Origin of the sequence: Rhodovulum sp. DZ06, from assembly GCF_050586345.1 — a bacterium.
GTDB lineage: Bacteria > Pseudomonadota > Alphaproteobacteria > Rhodobacterales > Rhodobacteraceae > JBOCEF01.
Window position 1 is genome coordinate 52,464 of the sequence record NZ_JBOCEF010000011.1, and the last position, 15,669, is coordinate 68,132.

A 15,669-nucleotide genomic window follows, 5' to 3' on the forward strand; every position below is an offset into this window, starting at 1 on the left:
GCCAACCAGAACCCGTTGAGAGAGCGTTAACGCGCCGCAGCGGGCGCGGCGGCCTCCCGCGCTTCGTCCTGCGCGGCGAACACGGCCCGGCAGGCCTCCACCGCCGGATCCCCGGCCACGGCCAGCAGCCGGTGCACCTGGCGCTTGCCGCCATTGAGGTTGAAGCCGGTGAAGCGCGCCAGCTCCTGCGCCTCCAGCCCCGCCTCCGCCAGCGGCGCGTCCATGCGCCCGTCCACGGCCCACACGAGCCGCCCCGCGCCCCCGGCGAGATACGCCGCGGCGTCCGCCTCGCGGAACATCGCCGTGTCGCCGCCCTGCAGGAACACCAGGCTCGGTTCGTTGTACTTCGTCGCCGCCGGGGGCGCGCCGAGGCAGGCCGTCCAGGGCGCCGCGATCCCGGCCATCCGCACCGAGGGCTGGCCGAAGCGCGTCGCGGGCAGCGCGAATTGCAGCAGCGCCGCGAAGAGCAGCACCGCCGAGACCAGCATCGGCGCCGCCGCCCGCCCGTAGCGCCCCGAGGCCAGCAGCCGCACGGCCCCGAGGCACAGCGGCGCGGCGACCAGCGCCAGCGCGAAGCCCGCGAGCGCCGCGGCCCAGTCGAGGTCCTGGCCGTTCCACAGCTGGATCGCCGCCGGGGCGATCCCCGCCGCCACGACCAGCACCGCCGCCACCAGCCCGAACAGGAAAGCGGGCAGAATGCGCCGCCAGCGGGGCGCGGAGGGGTCGGCGGGCCGCGCCTCCAGCCCCCAGGCGATCAGCGCCGCGACGGGGGGCAGGGCGGGCAGCACGTAATGCGGCAGCTTGGTCGGCGTGAACTCGAACACCAGCCAGGCGGGAACCGCCCAGGCCAGCAGCGGCAGCACCGGCGCCTCGCGCCAGCGGCGCAGCGCCGGAAGGATGGCGAGCAGCAGCGGCGCCCAGGGCCAGAACACCGCCCAGAACACCGCGGCATAGGTCCCGGGCGGGGCGCCGTGGCTCTCCTTGCCCTCGACCACCTTGCCCAGAAGGTCCTTCAGCAGCGCCTCCTCGAAGAAGGCGCCGTCGGTCTGGATCCCGATGGCGATGTACCAGGGCGCCGCGATCAGCAGCGCCAGCGGCGGCCCCCAGCGCCAGCCCATCGCTCCCAGCGGGCGGAGCGAGCGTTCCGCGACGCCCAGCACCAGCGCCGCGCCGAAGGCCGGGATCAGCACGATCGGCCCCTTCACCAGGAACCCGGCCCCGATCAGCCCCCAGAACAGCAGGCTCAGCCGCCGCGATTCCGCCTGCGCGACCACCCCCGCCTCGGGCCGATGCAGCGCCAGCAGCCGGAAATACGCGCCCATGGCCAGGACCGAGAGCCCCAGCAGCAGCGCGTCGGTCTTGGCGATGTTCGCCTCCGCCGCCAGCAGCGCCGAGGCCGGGAGCATCACCCCCGCCAGCACCGCCGCCCGCCGCCCGATCAGCGGCGCGACGCCCCAGGCCAGCCCCAGCCCCGCGGCCAGCGCCCCGAGGATCGAGGGGATGCGATACGCCCAGACCTCGCCCGACAGGTCCCGCCCGGCCAGCGCCGAGGCGCCCGCGACCGACCCCGCCTGCGCCCAGTAGATGCCCGCGGGCTTCTTCCAGCGCGGCGCGTCCTGGAAGCGGATGTCGATGAAATCCCCGCTCTGCAGCATCTGCCGCGAGGCCTGGACGAAGCGCGACTCGTCCCGGTCGGTCGGGGGCAGGATGGTCAGCCCCGGCAGCGCGACGGCGAGGGTGACGAGGACGATCAGCAGCGCGGCGCGGACGGGCGAAGCCTCGGCCCGGTCCAGCGCGGCCGAGAGCGCGTCATGCAGGATGGCCGAGACCCGGTCGGCGAAGGCGGCGAGCCGCCCGAACGCAGACCGCCCGGCCTTCAGCGGCGCGCGCGCGGGCGCCTCCGCGTTCCCCCGCGCCTTGCCGCGCCCGTCGGGCCGCGCGGCCTCCTCGGCGGGGGCCGCCGGCGCCGCATCGGCGCCCGCCGCGCCCCCCTCCTGACGCGAAAGGCGCGGCCCCTGGGCCGCGCCTTCCTCGTCGCGCTTGTCCGCGTCGCTCATGCCGAGGGTCCCTCGCGCGTCATTCCGCCGCGGGCGGGATCAGCGGGTTGGCGCCCGGCGGGGGGGCGATCAGGTCCTGCAGGTCGCTCGGCAGATCGGCGCCGTCGGCCGAGGGCGGGGTCAGGTCGCCCGCCGGGGCCTCGACGCCCGCTTCGCCGTTGATGACCGAGCGGGTGGCCGAGCGTTCGGCGGCCAGCACCGTCAGCGCCAGCGCCACCGCGAAGAAGGCCGCCGCCAGCGCCCAGGTCACCTTGGTCAGCGCGGTCGCGGCCCCGCGGCCCGACACCACGCCGCCGCCGCCGCCGCCGCCGATGCCCAGCGCGCCGCCCTCGGAGCGCTGCAGCAGCACGACGACGATGATGAACAGCGCGAGGATCAGCTCGACGACGAGAAGAACGTTCTCCATGGAGCGGTCCTTTTCCTTCTCCGGCGCGAGGGGCCGGGCTGGGCTGCGCCGCCCCGGTGCGGGGCGCGCGCGGCGGCGAACGAATGGGCGGGGCGGCGCCCGTCGGCCCGCCCCCCGCGACCGATGTCGCGACGCGCGGGCGCGCGGTCAAGGGCGCGTCCTCGGAATCGCTGGCCTTCTATCGGCGCGCGGGCCGCTTGTCGACCCTCCGCGCCGCCGCCCGCCGCCGTCAAGGCGCGCCCGGGCGCGGTTTCCGGGCGGGGCCGGAGCGCGCGGTTACCTTTTCTGAATATCTATCGTTGACATTGGTTTTGAAGTCTGGGGTGGCAGAAGGGTCTCCCAGCGTCAGAGTGATTCTTTGCGCGCTTGAAACAGGCTTCGTGAAGGATCCGTGTTCCCGGAGACCGGCATGGCTTACCTCGATTTCTCCAGCGTGTTCCCGTCCTTCTCCCACCCCGCGGGCTTCGACGCCCCGGCGGCCCCGGCGGCCCCCGCGCAGCGCATCAGCCGCCGCGCCCTCGCGGCCCGGGCGCTGCGCGACCACGCCGCGGCCCTGCCGCCCGCGGCGCCGCGCGCCTTCACCCGCCGCCGCTCGGCCCAACTGTCGCGCGAGGCCGCGGCGGCGCTGTGGACCGAGTTCTCGGTGATCTACATCGCCATGCCGCTGATGCTCGCCTTCGCGCTGGAGCCGACCGCGATGTGGCCGATGCTGATCGGCTCGCTCCTCTTCGCCCTGCTGATCCTGCACCGGATGCCGGGCTTCACCTGGAAGCGCCGCCTCTTCGCCCCGCGCCCCGAGGACTGGGGCCGCGTGGCGATCATCGGTCTCGGCGCCGCGGTCCTCGCCCTGCCGCCGATCCTGGCGTTCTGGCCCGAGCGGCTGCTGGCCATGCCGCTCGAGGCGCCGAAGACCTGGGCGCTTGTGCTGCTGGTCTATCCCACCGTCTCGGTCCTGCCGCAGGAGGTGATCTGGCGCATCCTGTTCTTCGAACGCTACGGCGCGCTGTTCCCCAACCAGGCCGTCGCGGCGCTGGCCAACGCCGGGGTGTTCGCGCTCGCCCATCTCTTCTACGGCAACTGGCCGGCGGTGGTGTTCGCGGGGCTCGGGGGCTTCTTCTTCTCCATCGGCTACCTCAAGGCCGGGCGGCGCCGGGCGCTGGTCACCGTCTGCGCCATGCACGCGCTGGCCGGGCTGGCGCTGTTCTCGCTCGGGCTGCACGAGCATTTCTCCAACGGCATGGTGCGCTGACGCCGCGTTACGGTCTGGACTCCGCCCCGCGCGCCCCCACTTGTTGGGTTCACGCAACCAAGGGGCGGAGAACGGCTTTCATGGCGGGCGGCGCAGGCGCGATGAACATGGACCGGGGCGGGGGCGGGCAAGCCCCCGCCGCGGCTTTCGGCGGCCTGGGCGGGCGCGCCCGGGCGGTGCTGGGGGCCGAGTTCGCGGCCCTCTATCTCGGGATGCCGCTGGCGCTCGCCTTCCTGCTGCCCGCCTCGGCGATGTGGCCGGTGATGTTCGCCGCCCTCGCCTTCGCCCTCTTCCTGCTGCGCCGGGCCGAGGGGTTCCGCTGGCTCGAGCGCATCCACCCGCCGACCGTCCGCGGCTGGGTCTGGACCCTCGCCGTCGGCGTCGCGACGATGGGCGCCAGCCTCGCCGCCATGGCCGCCCTGCGCCCCGAGGCGCTGTTCGGCCTGCCGATCCACATGCCGCGCACCTGGGTGATGGTGATGCTGCTCTACCCGCTCGTCTCGGCCCTGCCGCAGGAGGTGCTGTTCCGCACCCTGTTCTTCGAGCGCTACGCGCCCCTGTTCCCGTCGCGCGCCTGGGCGGTGGCGGCGAACGGGGCGGTGTTCGGCCTGGCGCACCTGTTCCTGAACAACTGGATCGCGGTTGTCCTCTCGGGCCTCGGCGGCGCCCTCTTCGCGCTGGCCTATCTCGAGGCCGGGCCGAAGCGCGGCCTGCTCACCGTCTCGGCCATGCACGGGATCGCGGGCTGCGCGCTCTTCACCGCCGGCATGGGCGTGTTCTTCTATCACGGCATGGCCGCGCCATGAGCGGGCCGCGCAAGCGCCCCCGCGGGCGCAAGGCCAAGGGACCGGGGGCCGAGGCGCTGCCGCCGCTCCCCCCGCGCCGGGCGCCGCGACAGCCGGAGCAGGAGACCGCGCCGCAGGAGGCCGGGCAGGAAACGGGGCAGGACCCGGGGCAGGGGGGCGACCCCATCGCTTCCCTCTTCGCCGCGCCGCCCGAGGCCGCGGCCCCCGCCGCCGCCGACCCGCGCATCGACGCCGAGGACCTGTTCGGCGAGGCCGAGGGGACGGAGTTCGAGTTCAACCTCTCGGGCGGCCGCGGCTTCATCATGGACTTCCAGCAGGGCCGCGACGTGATCAACCTCACCGCCCTCGGCCTCACCCCCTTCGACCTGCTGCCCTCGATCAACGGCCCCGACCTGGTGCTGTCCTTCGACGGCGGCGAGGTGGTGCTGCGCGGCTGCGCGGGGATGCACCTGACCCAGTGGGATTTCCGCTACTGAACCGCCCACCCCGCGCCTCCACCCTTGACATATCCCCCCCGAACGGGCGTATCCGGCCCCGACCCGTGCGCGCGTCCGCGCGCCAGACCGAACGTCGCCACCGAACCTCGCCCCGGAGACACGCCATGCACGCCTACCGCTCCCACACCTGCGCCGACCTTCGCGCCGAGCACGTGGGCCAGACCGTCCGCCTCTCCGGCTGGGTCCACCGCGTGCGCGATCACGGCGGCATCCTGTTCATCGACCTGCGCGACCATTACGGCATGACCCAGGTCCTCGCCGACCCGGACAGCCCCGCCTTCAAGGACGTCGAGAAGGTCCGCTCCGAATGGTGCATCCGCATCGACGGCGAGGTGAAGGCCCGCGACCCCGAGCTGGTGAACCCCAAGCTGCCGACGGGCGAGGTCGAGATCTTCGTGCGCGAGCTCGAGGTGCTGGGCGAGGCGGACGAGCTCCCGCTCCCCGTCTTCGGCGACATCGAGTACCCCGAGGAAACCCGCCTCACCTATCGCTATCTCGACCTGCGCCGCGAGAAGCTGCACCAGAACATCATGCTGCGCGCCAAGGTCATCGCCTCCCTGCGCAACTCCATGGTCTCCCAGGGCTTCACCGAGTTCCAGACCCCGATCCTCACCGCCTCCTCGCCCGAGGGCGCGCGCGACTTCATCGTGCCCAGCCGCCTGCACCCGGGCAAGGTCTACGCCCTGCCGCAGGCGCCGCAGCAGTTCAAGCAGCTGATCATGATGGCGGGCTTCGACCGCTACTTCCAGATCGCCCCCTGCTTCCGCGATGAAGACCCGCGCGCCGACCGCTCCCCGGGCGAGTTCTACCAGCTCGACATGGAGATGAGCTTCGTCACCCAGGAAGACGTCTTCCAGGCCATCGAGCCGGTCATGCGCGGCGTGTTCGAGGAGTTCGGGGGCGGCCGCCCCGTCACCGCCGAATTCCCGCGCATCCCGTACCGCGAGTCGATGCTCAAATACGGCTCCGACAAGCCCGACCTGCGCAACCCGATCGAGATGCAGGTCGTCTCCGAGCACTTCCGCGGCTCCGGCTTCGCCATCTTCGCCAAGATCGTCGAGCAGGAGGGCTGCGAGGTCCGCGCCATCCCCGCCCCCGGCGGCGGCTCCCGCAAGTTCTGCGACCGCATGAACTCCTGGGCCCAGAAGGAAGGTCTGCCCGGCATGGGCTACATCTTCTGGCGCGAGGAGGGCGGCGAGACCGTCGGCGCCGGCCCGCTCGCCAAGAACATCGGCCCCGAGCGCACCGAGGCCATCCGCCGGCAGCTCGGCCTCGGCCTCGGCGACGCCGCCTTCTTCCTCGCGGGCGAGCCCGCCAAGTTCATCGACATCGCCGGCCGCGCCCGCAACGCCATCTGGGCCGAAACCCAGCCGAACGAGGACTGGAAGAACGAGTTCAAGTTCGCCTGGATCGTCGACTTCCCGATGTACGAGAAGGACCCGGAGACGGGCGAGCTCGACTTCAGCCACAACCCGTTCTCCATGCCCCAGGGCGGGCTCGAGGCGCTGGAGACGCAGGATCCGCTCGACGTGCTCGGCTACCAGTACGACATCGTCTGCAACGGCGTGGAGCTGTCCTCGGGCGCCATCCGGAACCACAAGCCGGAGATCATGTACAAGGCGTTCGAGATCGTCGGCCACTCGAAGGAATTCGTGGACGAGAACTTCGGCGGCATGATCAACGCGTTCAAGTTCGGCGCCCCGCCCCATGGCGGCATCGCGCCGGGCGTGGACCGGATGGTGATGCTGCTGGCCGATGCCGAGAACATCCGCGAGGTCATCATGTTCCCGATGAACCAGCGCGCCGAGGACCTGATGATGGGCGCGCCCTCGGTCCCGACCAACGAGGCGCTGCGCGAGCTGGGCCTGCGGTACATGCCGAAGGGGTGAGGCGCGCGCCATCGCCGGACCTGAAAAGGGCCGCCCGGACCGGGCGGCCCTTTTGCTTTTTTCATGTATCGGTCGTGAATGATCGCGTCACGGTGGAGCCCGCCCATTCGGAATACTGAGGATCTCAGCGGTTTGTGGGGAAACCATCTGGGGAGATCATCATGTTCGCTTTGAAGATGTGGGGGGGCGCCGGTGGCGGCGGTTCTCCTGGGTCTGTGCCTTGCGCCCGGCGCGGCCGAGGCGGTTGTCACGGGCTACAAGCTCAGGTGGATCACGGGGATGGAATGGGCCCTGGGGGTCAACGATGCCGGGCAGGTGGTCGGACGGGGCGGCGGAAACGCGCTGGTCTGGGACCCGGCCACGGGGATGCAGGTTCTCGGGGCGGGCGAGGCCGCCGCGATCAACACCCATGGCCAGGTGACGGGCCAGGTGGACGGCCGGCCGTTTTTCTGGGACCAGGCGGAGGGGATGCAGTTCATCGGCCCCGCCGGCGCCTCGGGCGTCGCGCTGAACGATGCCGGCCAGCTCGTGGGCGAAGGCTTGTCCACCGGGGCGTTTTATTGGGATGAGGGGCGGGGGATGATCTCGATCGGCGCTCCGTCTTCGGCGCCCCCTGTGCTCGTGCAGAGCTATGGCGCGACCGTCATCGGGACCTCGGTCAATGTCAGGGACATCGCCCCCGACGGCACTGTCCTCACCTGGGCGGTGGCCACGCATCCCGAGCCCGGCTGGAATCCGCTGCTGTCGGAGGGCATGGACTTCGCGTCGCTCTGGACGCCGGAGGGCGGACACGCGGTCGTCGACCTGGCCACCATCCCGGGCGTGGTTCCCGATGCAATCAACGCGTCCCACCAGATGCTCTGGCACGTCGACGAAGACGCCAAGGCCCTCGTGACGGACGTGTCCGGCGGGGTTTCGGCCTGGATTGGGGGGAGCGCGCTCCTCGCCGGGGTGACCCTGGAACTGGGCCACGACATCAACAGCGCCGGCGCGGTGGTGGGCCAGACCTCCGTCTGGATCGAGCCGCCCAAGGCCTCGCTCTGGACCAGTGAACAGGGCGTCGTCCTCCTTGAGGATATGGTGGACGACGTGGTCGACCTGCGCTGGGCGCTGGGGATTTCCGACACGGGTCACATCGTGGGCATGGGCCTCGACGGGGGGGCGCCGACGGGCTTCCTCCTCACCCCCATCTCCGACGTCCCCCTCCCCGCGGGCCTCGCGCTGCTGCCCGCCGCCCTTGCGGGCTTCGGCGTCCTGCGCCGCCGGGGCTGAGCCGCGGCCCGGAGGCGGGCCCGTCCCCCAAGCCCATGCCCCAGGGGCATGTCAGCGCCTGCGCGAGCGATCGCGCGGGCGCTTTTTCATATCGCGCGCGGTCGCGGCGCGGGGGGACTGCGCGCCGCGCCGAGGGCCTTCCTGAACATGCCCTGAAATAATCGCGCAATCCGCGGGAATATGCGGCGCCATTTCAACCCCTTTTCAGATCACGTCCCCGTGCGGTCTTTCGATCTTTCCACCTGCCGGGGCATTCTTCATGGCGTCGGCCGCCGAATTCCGCTTGGCTGGCCGCACGCCCTCGCCCGCTCGCCCCCCTCCCCTCAAAAGGAGACGCATCATGGAGACCCTCGCCCGCAGGTTGGGACTGCGCACGGACCCCGTCATCTTCTTCGTCTCGGCCGGGTTCACCGTCCTCTTCGTCCTCGCGCTGATCCTCTTTCCCGGACCCATCGGCGACGCCTTCGCCGCCGGGCGGGCCTGGATCGTCGCCAAGCTCGGCTGGTTCTTCATCCTCGGGGTCAATGTCTGGCTGGGCTTCCTGGTCTGGGCCGCCATGTCCCGCCACGGGCATATCCGCCTCGGGCGCAAGGGCGAGAAACCGGCCTATGACAACCTGTCCTGGTTCACCATGCTCTTCGCCGGCGGCATCGGCGCCGTGCTGATGTTCTGGGGGGTGGCCGAGCCGATCTCGCATTTCGCCGCGCCCCCCTTCCCGGGGGGGGAGCCGCATTCGACCGAGGCCGCGCGCGACGCGATCTCCATCGCCATCTACCATCTCGGGCTGCACACCTGGACCATCTTCACCCTGCCGGGCCTCGCCTTCGCCTATTTCATCAACCGCCATGACCTGCCGGTGCGCGTCAGCTCGGTGTTCTGGCCGCTGTTGAAGGAGGGGATCCACGGCCCGGTCGGCAAGGCCATCGACATCGCCGCCGTGCTCGGCGCCCTGTTCGGCGTCGCCGTCTCGCTCGGGCTCGGCTCCTCGCAGATCGCCGCGGGGCTGTCGGCCCTGTTCGGGATCGGCGACGGGGCGGGGGTGAAGGTCGCCATCCTCGCCGTCCTCACCGTCGTCGCCGTCGGCTCCATCGTCGCCGGGCTCGACAAGGGGGTGAAGCTCCTGTCCAAAATCAACATCGCCATGGCGGTGGCGCTGATGGTGTTCGTGCTGGTCACCGGATCCACCCTGTTCCTGCTGCGCGGCGTGGTGGAGACCTTCGGGCTCTATATCGGCAACCTGCCGCGCCTCGCCTTCTGGAACGACATGCTGGCGGACGGCAACCCCAGCACCGACGCCTGGGGCTGGCAGGGCGGCTGGACGGTGTTCTACTGGGCCTGGACGGTGACCTGGTCGCCCTTCATCGGCCTGTTCGTGGCCCGCATCAGCCGCGGGCGCACGGTGCGCGAATTCGTGTTCGGCGTGCTGCTGGCGCCGTCGCTGTTCACGCTGGTCTGGTTCGCGATCTTCGGCTGGCAGGCGATGGAGATCGACGGCATCGGCGCCGCCGCCCGGGCCGAGATGGGCGAGGCGGCCGGCGCGCTCAGCCGCGCGGTCTCGGACAGCGTGCCGCTGGCCATGTTCGCCTTCTTCGAGAACTTCCCCCTCGCCGCCTTCGTGCAGGGCGTGGGCGTGGTGATCGTGGCGATCTTCTTCGCCACCTCCTCGGATTCCGCCTCGCTGGTGGTCGACATGCTCTGCACCGGAGAGCCGCATCCCGGCCCCACCCACCAGCGGGTGTTCTGGGGCGCGGCCGAGGGGCTGGTGGCGGCGATGCTGATCGTGCTGGCCGGGGACGCGGGGCTGACCGCGCTCCAGCAGGTGATCACCGTGGTGGGCCTGCCGATCTTCGTGCTGGTGACGATGATGATCCCGGCGCTGATCCGCGGCTTCGCGGCCGAGGAGATCGACCACGTCACGGTGGGCGAGCGCCCGCAGCTCCAGGAATTCTGAGCCGCCGGCACGAAGAAAAGCCCCCGCGCGATCCTCTCGCGCGGGGGCTTTGCCGTCGTCGCCCCGCCCGCAGCCCGGCCCGTGCCCCGGGCCCGCGGCCGCTCAGAACAGCGCGGCTTCCAGCGCGAAGTAGAGCACGCCCGACAGCAGCGCCGTCGCCGGCACCGTGATCACCCAGGCCGCGACGATGGTCATGAAATGCGAGCGTCGCACCAGCTTGCGCCGCCGCCGCTCACCCTCCGCCAGCCGCTTGGCCGGGCGATTCTTGTTGAGCATCCGCACCCGCCGCTCGGCATGCCATTCGCGGAAGAAGCCGACGCCGAACACGCCGCCCACCGCGATATGCGTCGAGGAGACGGGCAGGCCGAGCCAGCTCGCCACGATCACCGTCGCCGCGGCCGAGAGCGCCACGCAATAGGCCCGCATCGGGTTGAGCTTGGTGATCTGCGCGCCGACCATCCTGATCAGCTTCGGCCCGAACAGGATCAGGCCGAAGGAGATGCCGAAGGCCCCGATCACCATGACCCAGACCGGGATCGCCACCTTGGCCGCGAAGCCGCCCGCCTCCATCGCGTGCACGATCGCCGCCAGCGGGCCGACCGCGTTGGCGACGTCGTTGGCCCCGTGCGCGAAGCTCAGCAGCGCCGCCGACAGCACCAGCGGCATCCCGAACAGGGCCTTGAGCGAGCGGTTGCGGTTCTCCATCCCCTCGGACTGGCGCCGGATCAGCGGCACCGCGGCGGCCCAGGCGGCCACGCCGACCGCGACGCCGATCATCAGCGCCAGGCCCATGTCGATCTTCACGATGCGCTTGAGGCCCTTGAGCGCGAGGTACGCGCCGAAGGCCGCCGCCATCAGCCCGATCAGGATCGGCACCCAGCGGCGGGCGGCGGCGATCTTGTCCTCGGTATAGATCACCTTGGCCTTGATCAGCGCCAGCAGCGCCGCCGCGATCACGCCGCCCAGGAGGGGCGAGATCACCCAGCTCGCCGCGATCGCGCCCATGGTCGGCCAGTTGACAGCTGTCAAACCCGCCGCCGCGACGCCCGCGCCCATCACCCCGCCGACCACCGAGTGGGTGGTCGACACCGGCGCCCCGACCCAGGTGGCGATGTTGACCCAGAGCGCGGCCGAGAGCAGCGCCGCCAGCATCGCGCCGATGAACACGGCCTTCGTCTCCACCGCCGCCGGGTCGACGATCCCCTTGGAGATGGTCGAGACCACGTCGCCCCCGGCCAGCAGCGCGCCCGCGCTCTCGCACACCGCGGCGATGGCGATGGCGCCGACCATCGACAGCGCCTTGGCGCCCACCGCCGGGCCCATGTTGTTGGCCACGTCGTTGGCGCCGATGTTCAGCGCCATGTAGGCCCCGAAGGCGGCCGCGGCGGCCATGATCCAGGTTTCCGGGGAGCCGGAGGTCGAGGCCCCGGCGAAGAGCGCGGCGAGGGCGATGAAGATCATCCCCACGCCCAGCCCCACCAGCGGGCGCGAGACATGCATCGTCGCCTGTTCCAGCGAGGACAGCCGGTTCAGGTCCTTGTCCAGCGTCTTCCACTGGTAATCGTTGCGCTTGTCGGACATGGGCCCTCCCCCCTTGCAGTCATCTCCGGGCGCGGGCCCCCTCAGGCCGCGTCGCCCCCCGGGCGGACGAAGCCGCGCAGCAGCGCGGCCAGGTCCGGCTCATCCACCGACGCGGCCGCGGCCGCCGGCGTCATCCATTCGCGGCGGCGCTCATGCGCCTCGGGAAACGCCTCGGCCAGCGCGGCGACCTCGAAGGCGAACACCTCCACCTCGGTCCGCTCGGTCAGCCCGCCCTCGAGCCGCTTGTCATAGCGATAGGCCCCGATGTCCCGCGCCGGGCGGTCGGCCGGGATCACCCCCGCCTCCTCCCACGCCTCTTCCGCGGCCATCTCGGAGCCCTTGCGCCCGCGCTTGGGCGAGCCCTTGGGCAGCACCCAGCGGCCGGTGTCGCGCGAGGTGACGAGCAGGATCTCGGGCCCCGAGGGCCCGTCGCGCCAGCACAGCGCGGCCACCTGGTAGCGCGCGGGGCGCGACACCATCAGGCCGAACGTGTTCTTCCAGAGGTCCGTGACGGACATGGGCGGCGCCTCCCTGCGCGCTGGCGGCGCCGGGCGCGGGGCCCGGCCTTTCGGATGAAGTGCGGAACCGCGCGGTCGCCGCGGCCTCCGATCGGGCCTGCCGCTATCAGCCGCGGGGCCGCGAGTCGAGACGCAGCGCCGTGAACGGCCCCGGCGGCCCCGCGGCGCGGGCGCCCTGTCGCGCGGCGGCCACGCCCGGGGCGGCCGGGACGGCCGGGGCGGCGCCGCCCGCGCCCGTCGCCGCGGCCCCGGCGCGCGCCTTGCGCCCCCCCCGTGCGGCCCCCGTGCGCCTCCCGTGCATCCCCCTGTGCGGCCGCTTGCCTTCCCCTGTGCGGCCCCCGTGCGGCCCCCGCGCCGCCCATCAGGCGGCCCCCGGCGCGCCCCTGCGGCGGTCGCGCGCTTTCCAATCGCCTCCGCGCCTGCTATGCGTCGGTTCGTCGCCCTTGCCTTGAACCGTGCCCGGCCGAGGCAGACTCCCGCCCCGCAGGCCGTTAAGAAGCCGAAGTATGAACATCATCACGGATACCGAGGCCCTCGCTGCGTTCTGCGAGGAATGCGCGAAACACCCCTACGTCACCGTCGATACGGAGTTCCTTCGCGAACGCACGTACTGGCCGCAGCTGTGCCTGGTGCAGCTGGCCCATCCCGTCGACGGGGACCTGTCGTCCAATGACGGCGCCGCCATCGTCGACCCGCTGGCCGAGGGCATCGACCTCGCGCCGCTGATGGCGCTGATGCAGGCCCCGAACACCGTCAAGGTGTTCCACGCCGCCCGCCAGGACATCGAGATCTTCTGGAAGCTCTCGGGCCAGATCCCGGCGCCGTTCTTCGACACCCAGGTCGCGGCCATGGTCTGCGGCTATGGCGACCAGGTCGGCTACGAGACGCTGGTGCGCAAGATCGCCTCCGCCAAGCTCGACAAGTCCAGCCGCTTCACCGACTGGGCCCGCCGCCCGCTGACGGACAAGCAGCTCGACTACGCCATCGCCGACGTCACCCACCTGCGCCGGATCTACGAGACGCTGGACAAGCGCCTGAAGAAATCCGGCCGCGCCGCCTGGGTGCTGGAGGAGATGCGCGCGCTGACCTCCGAGGACACCTACCGGAACGACCCGGAGGAGGCCTGGCGGCGGGTGAAGACCCGGTCCTCGGACGGCCGGTTCCTCGCCGTGGTCAAGGCGCTGGCCAAGTGGCGCGAGGCCCGGGCGCAGGAGAAGGACATCCCCCGCTCGCGCCTGATGAAGGACGACGCGCTGCTGGAGGTCGCCTCGAACCGCCCGAAGGACATGGACGAGCTCGGCCGCTCGCGCCTGCTGCTGCGCGAGGCGCGCAAGGGCGACGCGGCCGAGGGGATCCTCGCGGCCGTGGCCGAGGGCGAGGCGGGCCCGGAGGTGGCGCCGGAAAAGCGCGCCGGCGGCGGTCCGGCCAAGCCGGGGGCCGGCGCCCTTACGGACCTCTTGAAGGTGCTGCTGAAGGCGCGGGCGGATGAGATCGGGGTGGCGCAGAAGCTGCTGGCGAGCTCGGACGACCTGACCCGGATCGCGAACGAGGACGCGCCCGACGTGCCCGCCATGTCCGGCTGGCGCCGCGCGGCGTTCGGCGAGCTGGCGATGCAGCTCAAGACCGGGCGGATCGCGCTCTCGGCCAATTCGAACGGCATCGAGATCGTGGAGTTCGAGGACGAGGAGGAGGAGGCCTGAGCCTTCGCCCCCCGCGCCTTCCCCCGGGATCCCGATGAAAAAGGCCGGCGGCGCATTCAGCGCCGCCGGCCTTTTTCATCTGCTTTCACCTGCGCGCGCGGGGCAGGCGGGGCGGCGTCACTCCTCGGCGGCGGCTGGGGGCGCGAGGCGGATCGCGGCGGCGTTGCCGGCGGCATGGACCCGCAGCCCGGCGGCCCCGGCCAGGTTCGCCTCCTCGATCGCGGCGTCGGCGCGCATCGCGCGCTGGGTCGCGCTGCCCGGCGTCTCGGCCGCGCTGAACCCGTTCAGCTCGGGCGGGGCGGCGACGAAATCGAACTCGATGAACCCGTCCGGGCCGGGCAGCCCCTCGCGCCGCGGCTCGAGCCTGGCCGAGAACCAGTCCTGGCGGGGCGCCGTGCCGAAGGCCGAGAGCATCAGCCCCTCGTGGACGCGCCCGATCTCGAGCCGGTCGACCCGCTCCACCGCCCGGCGTTCGCTGACCTCGACCTGGCCCACCGTCTCGCGCTGCTGCGGCTGGGAGGGGGCGAGGACCTGGACCTCGACCTCGGGGGTCTCCTCCCACAGGTCGCCGACGGAACAGGCGCCGAGCGCGCCGAGCGCGGCGGCGCCGAGCAGGACCCGGAGGCCGGGGGCGGACCGCGGGGCGGAAGCGGGTCGCGTGCGGGCGATGAACATGGGGCGGCTCCTCCGTCGAATATGCCGGCGCATACCGCCACAAGGCGGCGCGAAAGGGAAGGGCCTGCGCGCCCGCGCAGGGCGGGGAAGCGGCGCCTGCGCGCCCGCGCCGCCCCCCGGTTCCGCGCCCGGTTCCGCCGCCGCGCCCCGCGCCTTACTGGGCGGCCAGCGCCTCGACCGGGGCGTCGTTCACGCCGCCCGCATAGGCGTCGCGCACCTGCTCGGCCAGCGCGCGGGTCAGCTCGTCCGCGCCCTCGGCCAGGTACATGTTGATGCCGACCTGCGGCAGCGGGGGCAGGGCGCCGTTATGGGCGATCTTCTCCAGCCGCGGGCTGACGGTGCCCTCGATCGAGGCATGGACGCCGAGATCGGCGGAGACGAAGGCCTCGATGGTGCGCGTCGTCTCGGAGGTCACGCCCATCTCCCAGGTGATCCCGGCCTTGTCGAGCGCGGTCTGCGCGGCGCCGCGGAAGATGCAGTTGTTCTCGAAGGCCAGCCGGATCGGCCGCGCGGTCCAGGCGTTGCCCCCGGGCGCGCCGACCCAGACGAGGTCCGACTTCTCCAGCATCTCGCCGGCCGCGTCCGGCTCGCTCTCGGTCGTCAGGATCAGGTCCGCCTCGCCCGCCAGCAGCATCGACTTGAGGCGCGTCGTGTAGGAGCTGACCAGCGTCACCTTCACCCGCGGGAATTCGCGCGCGAAGCGGCGCAGGACCCCGGGCACGTGCGGGTAGACGATGTCCGAGGGCACGCCGAAGGTGATCTCGCCCTCGAGGTCGTCGGCGGTCAGCCGGCCCCAGGCCTCGTCGTTCAGCGCGATCATGCGGCGGGCGTAGGACAAGAGAAGCTCGCCCTGCGAGGTCAGCGCCACGCCCCGGCGGGCCCGGTCGAGCAGCGGCGCGCCGATGGCGTCCTCGAGCCGCTTGACCTGCATCGACACGGCGGACTGGGTCAGGTGCAGCCGGGCGGCGGCGCGGGTCACGCCGCCGGTTTCGGCCACCATCGCGAAGCTGCGCAGGGCGGTCAGATCAAGATTTCGAGCCATCGGGGCCTCCTTCCCGCGGTTTCGCG

At 72.2% G+C, this 15,669-nt stretch carries 13 protein-coding genes; 7 read left to right on the plus strand and 6 right to left on the minus strand.

Annotated features, from left to right (window positions below):
- Positions 1–26: 26 nt before the first annotated feature.
- Together ACQ5SO_RS07360 and secG are read right to left on the minus strand one after the other, a co-directional pair.
- A complete protein-coding gene (locus ACQ5SO_RS07360) occupies positions 27–2,057 on the minus strand; it encodes an ArnT family glycosyltransferase (RefSeq protein ID WP_430940936.1) in 2,031 nt (676 codons plus the stop codon).
- Positions 2,058–2,076: 19 nt separating this feature from the next.
- Positions 2,077–2,463, minus strand: coding sequence for a preprotein translocase subunit SecG (gene secG, locus ACQ5SO_RS07365; RefSeq protein WP_430940937.1), 387 nt, complete (start codon positions 2,461–2,463; stop codon positions 2,077–2,079).
- Between the two features lie 409 nt (positions 2,464–2,872).
- Here secG and ACQ5SO_RS07370 point away from each other — a divergent pair, with 409 nt between their 5' ends.
- The 6 genes from ACQ5SO_RS07370 (at position 2,873) to ACQ5SO_RS07395 (ending at position 10,127) form a co-directional block, all read left to right on the plus strand.
- Entirely contained in the window at positions 2,873–3,712 is an 840-nt protein-coding gene (locus ACQ5SO_RS07370; protein WP_430940938.1) for a CPBP family intramembrane glutamic endopeptidase, read from the plus strand.
- Between the two features lie 80 nt (positions 3,713–3,792).
- On the plus strand, positions 3,793–4,518 hold the full coding sequence (locus tag ACQ5SO_RS07375; protein WP_430940939.1) for a CPBP family intramembrane glutamic endopeptidase: 726 nt from the start codon (positions 3,793–3,795) through the stop codon (positions 4,516–4,518).
- Positions 4,515–4,994, plus strand: a complete 480-nt coding sequence (locus tag ACQ5SO_RS07380) for a hypothetical protein (RefSeq protein ID WP_430940940.1) — start codon at positions 4,515–4,517, stop codon at positions 4,992–4,994. The genes ACQ5SO_RS07375 and ACQ5SO_RS07380 overlap by 4 nt, the downstream gene beginning before the upstream one ends.
- Positions 4,995–5,119: 125 nt before the next feature.
- A complete protein-coding gene (gene aspS / locus ACQ5SO_RS07385) occupies positions 5,120–6,904 on the plus strand; it encodes an aspartate--tRNA ligase (protein ID WP_430940941.1) in 1,785 nt (594 codons plus the stop codon).
- 192 nt (positions 6,905–7,096) lie between these two features.
- The gene (locus tag ACQ5SO_RS07390) at positions 7,097–8,176 is read left to right on the plus strand and encodes a hypothetical protein (RefSeq protein ID WP_430940942.1); all 1,080 of its coding nucleotides are present in this window, start codon (positions 7,097–7,099) and stop codon (positions 8,174–8,176) included.
- 340 nt (positions 8,177–8,516) lie between these two features.
- Positions 8,517–10,127, plus strand: a complete 1,611-nt coding sequence (locus ACQ5SO_RS07395) for a BCCT family transporter (RefSeq protein ID WP_430940943.1) — start codon at positions 8,517–8,519, stop codon at positions 10,125–10,127.
- A 102-nt stretch (positions 10,128–10,229) separates the two neighbouring features.
- Here ACQ5SO_RS07395 and ACQ5SO_RS07400 read toward each other — a convergent pair whose 3' ends face one another.
- Complete coding sequence (locus tag ACQ5SO_RS07400) at positions 10,230–11,708, minus strand: inorganic phosphate transporter (RefSeq protein ID WP_430940944.1); 1,479 nt, start codon at positions 11,706–11,708, stop codon at positions 10,230–10,232.
- Positions 11,709–11,749: 41 nt separating this feature from the next.
- Positions 11,750–12,226, minus strand: a complete 477-nt coding sequence (locus ACQ5SO_RS07405; RefSeq protein WP_430940945.1) for an NUDIX hydrolase — start codon at positions 12,224–12,226, stop codon at positions 11,750–11,752.
- 506 nt (positions 12,227–12,732) lie between these two features.
- Here ACQ5SO_RS07405 and rnd point away from each other — a divergent pair.
- Positions 12,733–13,926: a ribonuclease D gene (rnd, locus tag ACQ5SO_RS07410; RefSeq protein WP_430940946.1), complete on the plus strand. Its 1,194-nt coding sequence runs from the start codon at positions 12,733–12,735 to the stop codon at positions 13,924–13,926.
- Between the two features lie 117 nt (positions 13,927–14,043).
- Here rnd and ACQ5SO_RS07415 read toward each other — a convergent pair whose 3' ends face one another.
- A complete protein-coding gene (locus tag ACQ5SO_RS07415; protein WP_430940947.1) occupies positions 14,044–14,601 on the minus strand; it encodes a hypothetical protein in 558 nt (185 codons plus the stop codon).
- A 154-nt stretch (positions 14,602–14,755) separates the two neighbouring features.
- Positions 14,756–15,643, minus strand: coding sequence for a LysR family transcriptional regulator (locus ACQ5SO_RS07420; protein ID WP_430940948.1), 888 nt, complete (start codon positions 15,641–15,643; stop codon positions 14,756–14,758).
- Between the last annotated feature and the right edge of the window lie 26 nt (positions 15,644–15,669).

Coding starts and splice junctions, on each gene's coding strand:
- secG (WP_430940937.1), bottom strand. CDS start 2,463: ATGGAGAACGTTCTTCTCGTCGTCGAGCTGATCCTCGCGCTGTTCATC.
- ACQ5SO_RS07360 (WP_430940936.1), bottom strand. CDS start 2,057: ATGAGCGACGCGGACAAGCGCGACGAGGAAGGCGCGGCCCAGGGGCCG.
- ACQ5SO_RS07420 (WP_430940948.1), bottom strand. CDS start 15,643: ATGGCTCGAAATCTTGATCTGACCGCCCTGCGCAGCTTCGCGATGGTG.
- ACQ5SO_RS07400 (WP_430940944.1), bottom strand. CDS start 11,708: ATGTCCGACAAGCGCAACGATTACCAGTGGAAGACGCTGGACAAGGAC.
- ACQ5SO_RS07380 (WP_430940940.1), top strand. CDS start 4,515: ATGAGCGGGCCGCGCAAGCGCCCCCGCGGGCGCAAGGCCAAGGGACCG.
- ACQ5SO_RS07415 (WP_430940947.1), bottom strand. CDS start 14,601: ATGTTCATCGCCCGCACGCGACCCGCTTCCGCCCCGCGGTCCGCCCCC.
- ACQ5SO_RS07375 (WP_430940939.1), top strand. CDS start 3,793: ATGGCGGGCGGCGCAGGCGCGATGAACATGGACCGGGGCGGGGGCGGG.
- ACQ5SO_RS07405 (WP_430940945.1), bottom strand. CDS start 12,226: ATGTCCGTCACGGACCTCTGGAAGAACACGTTCGGCCTGATGGTGTCG.
- ACQ5SO_RS07370 (WP_430940938.1), top strand. CDS start 2,873: ATGGCTTACCTCGATTTCTCCAGCGTGTTCCCGTCCTTCTCCCACCCC.
- aspS (WP_430940941.1), top strand. CDS start 5,120: ATGCACGCCTACCGCTCCCACACCTGCGCCGACCTTCGCGCCGAGCAC.
- rnd (WP_430940946.1), top strand. CDS start 12,733: ATGAACATCATCACGGATACCGAGGCCCTCGCTGCGTTCTGCGAGGAA.
- ACQ5SO_RS07395 (WP_430940943.1), top strand. CDS start 8,517: ATGGAGACCCTCGCCCGCAGGTTGGGACTGCGCACGGACCCCGTCATC.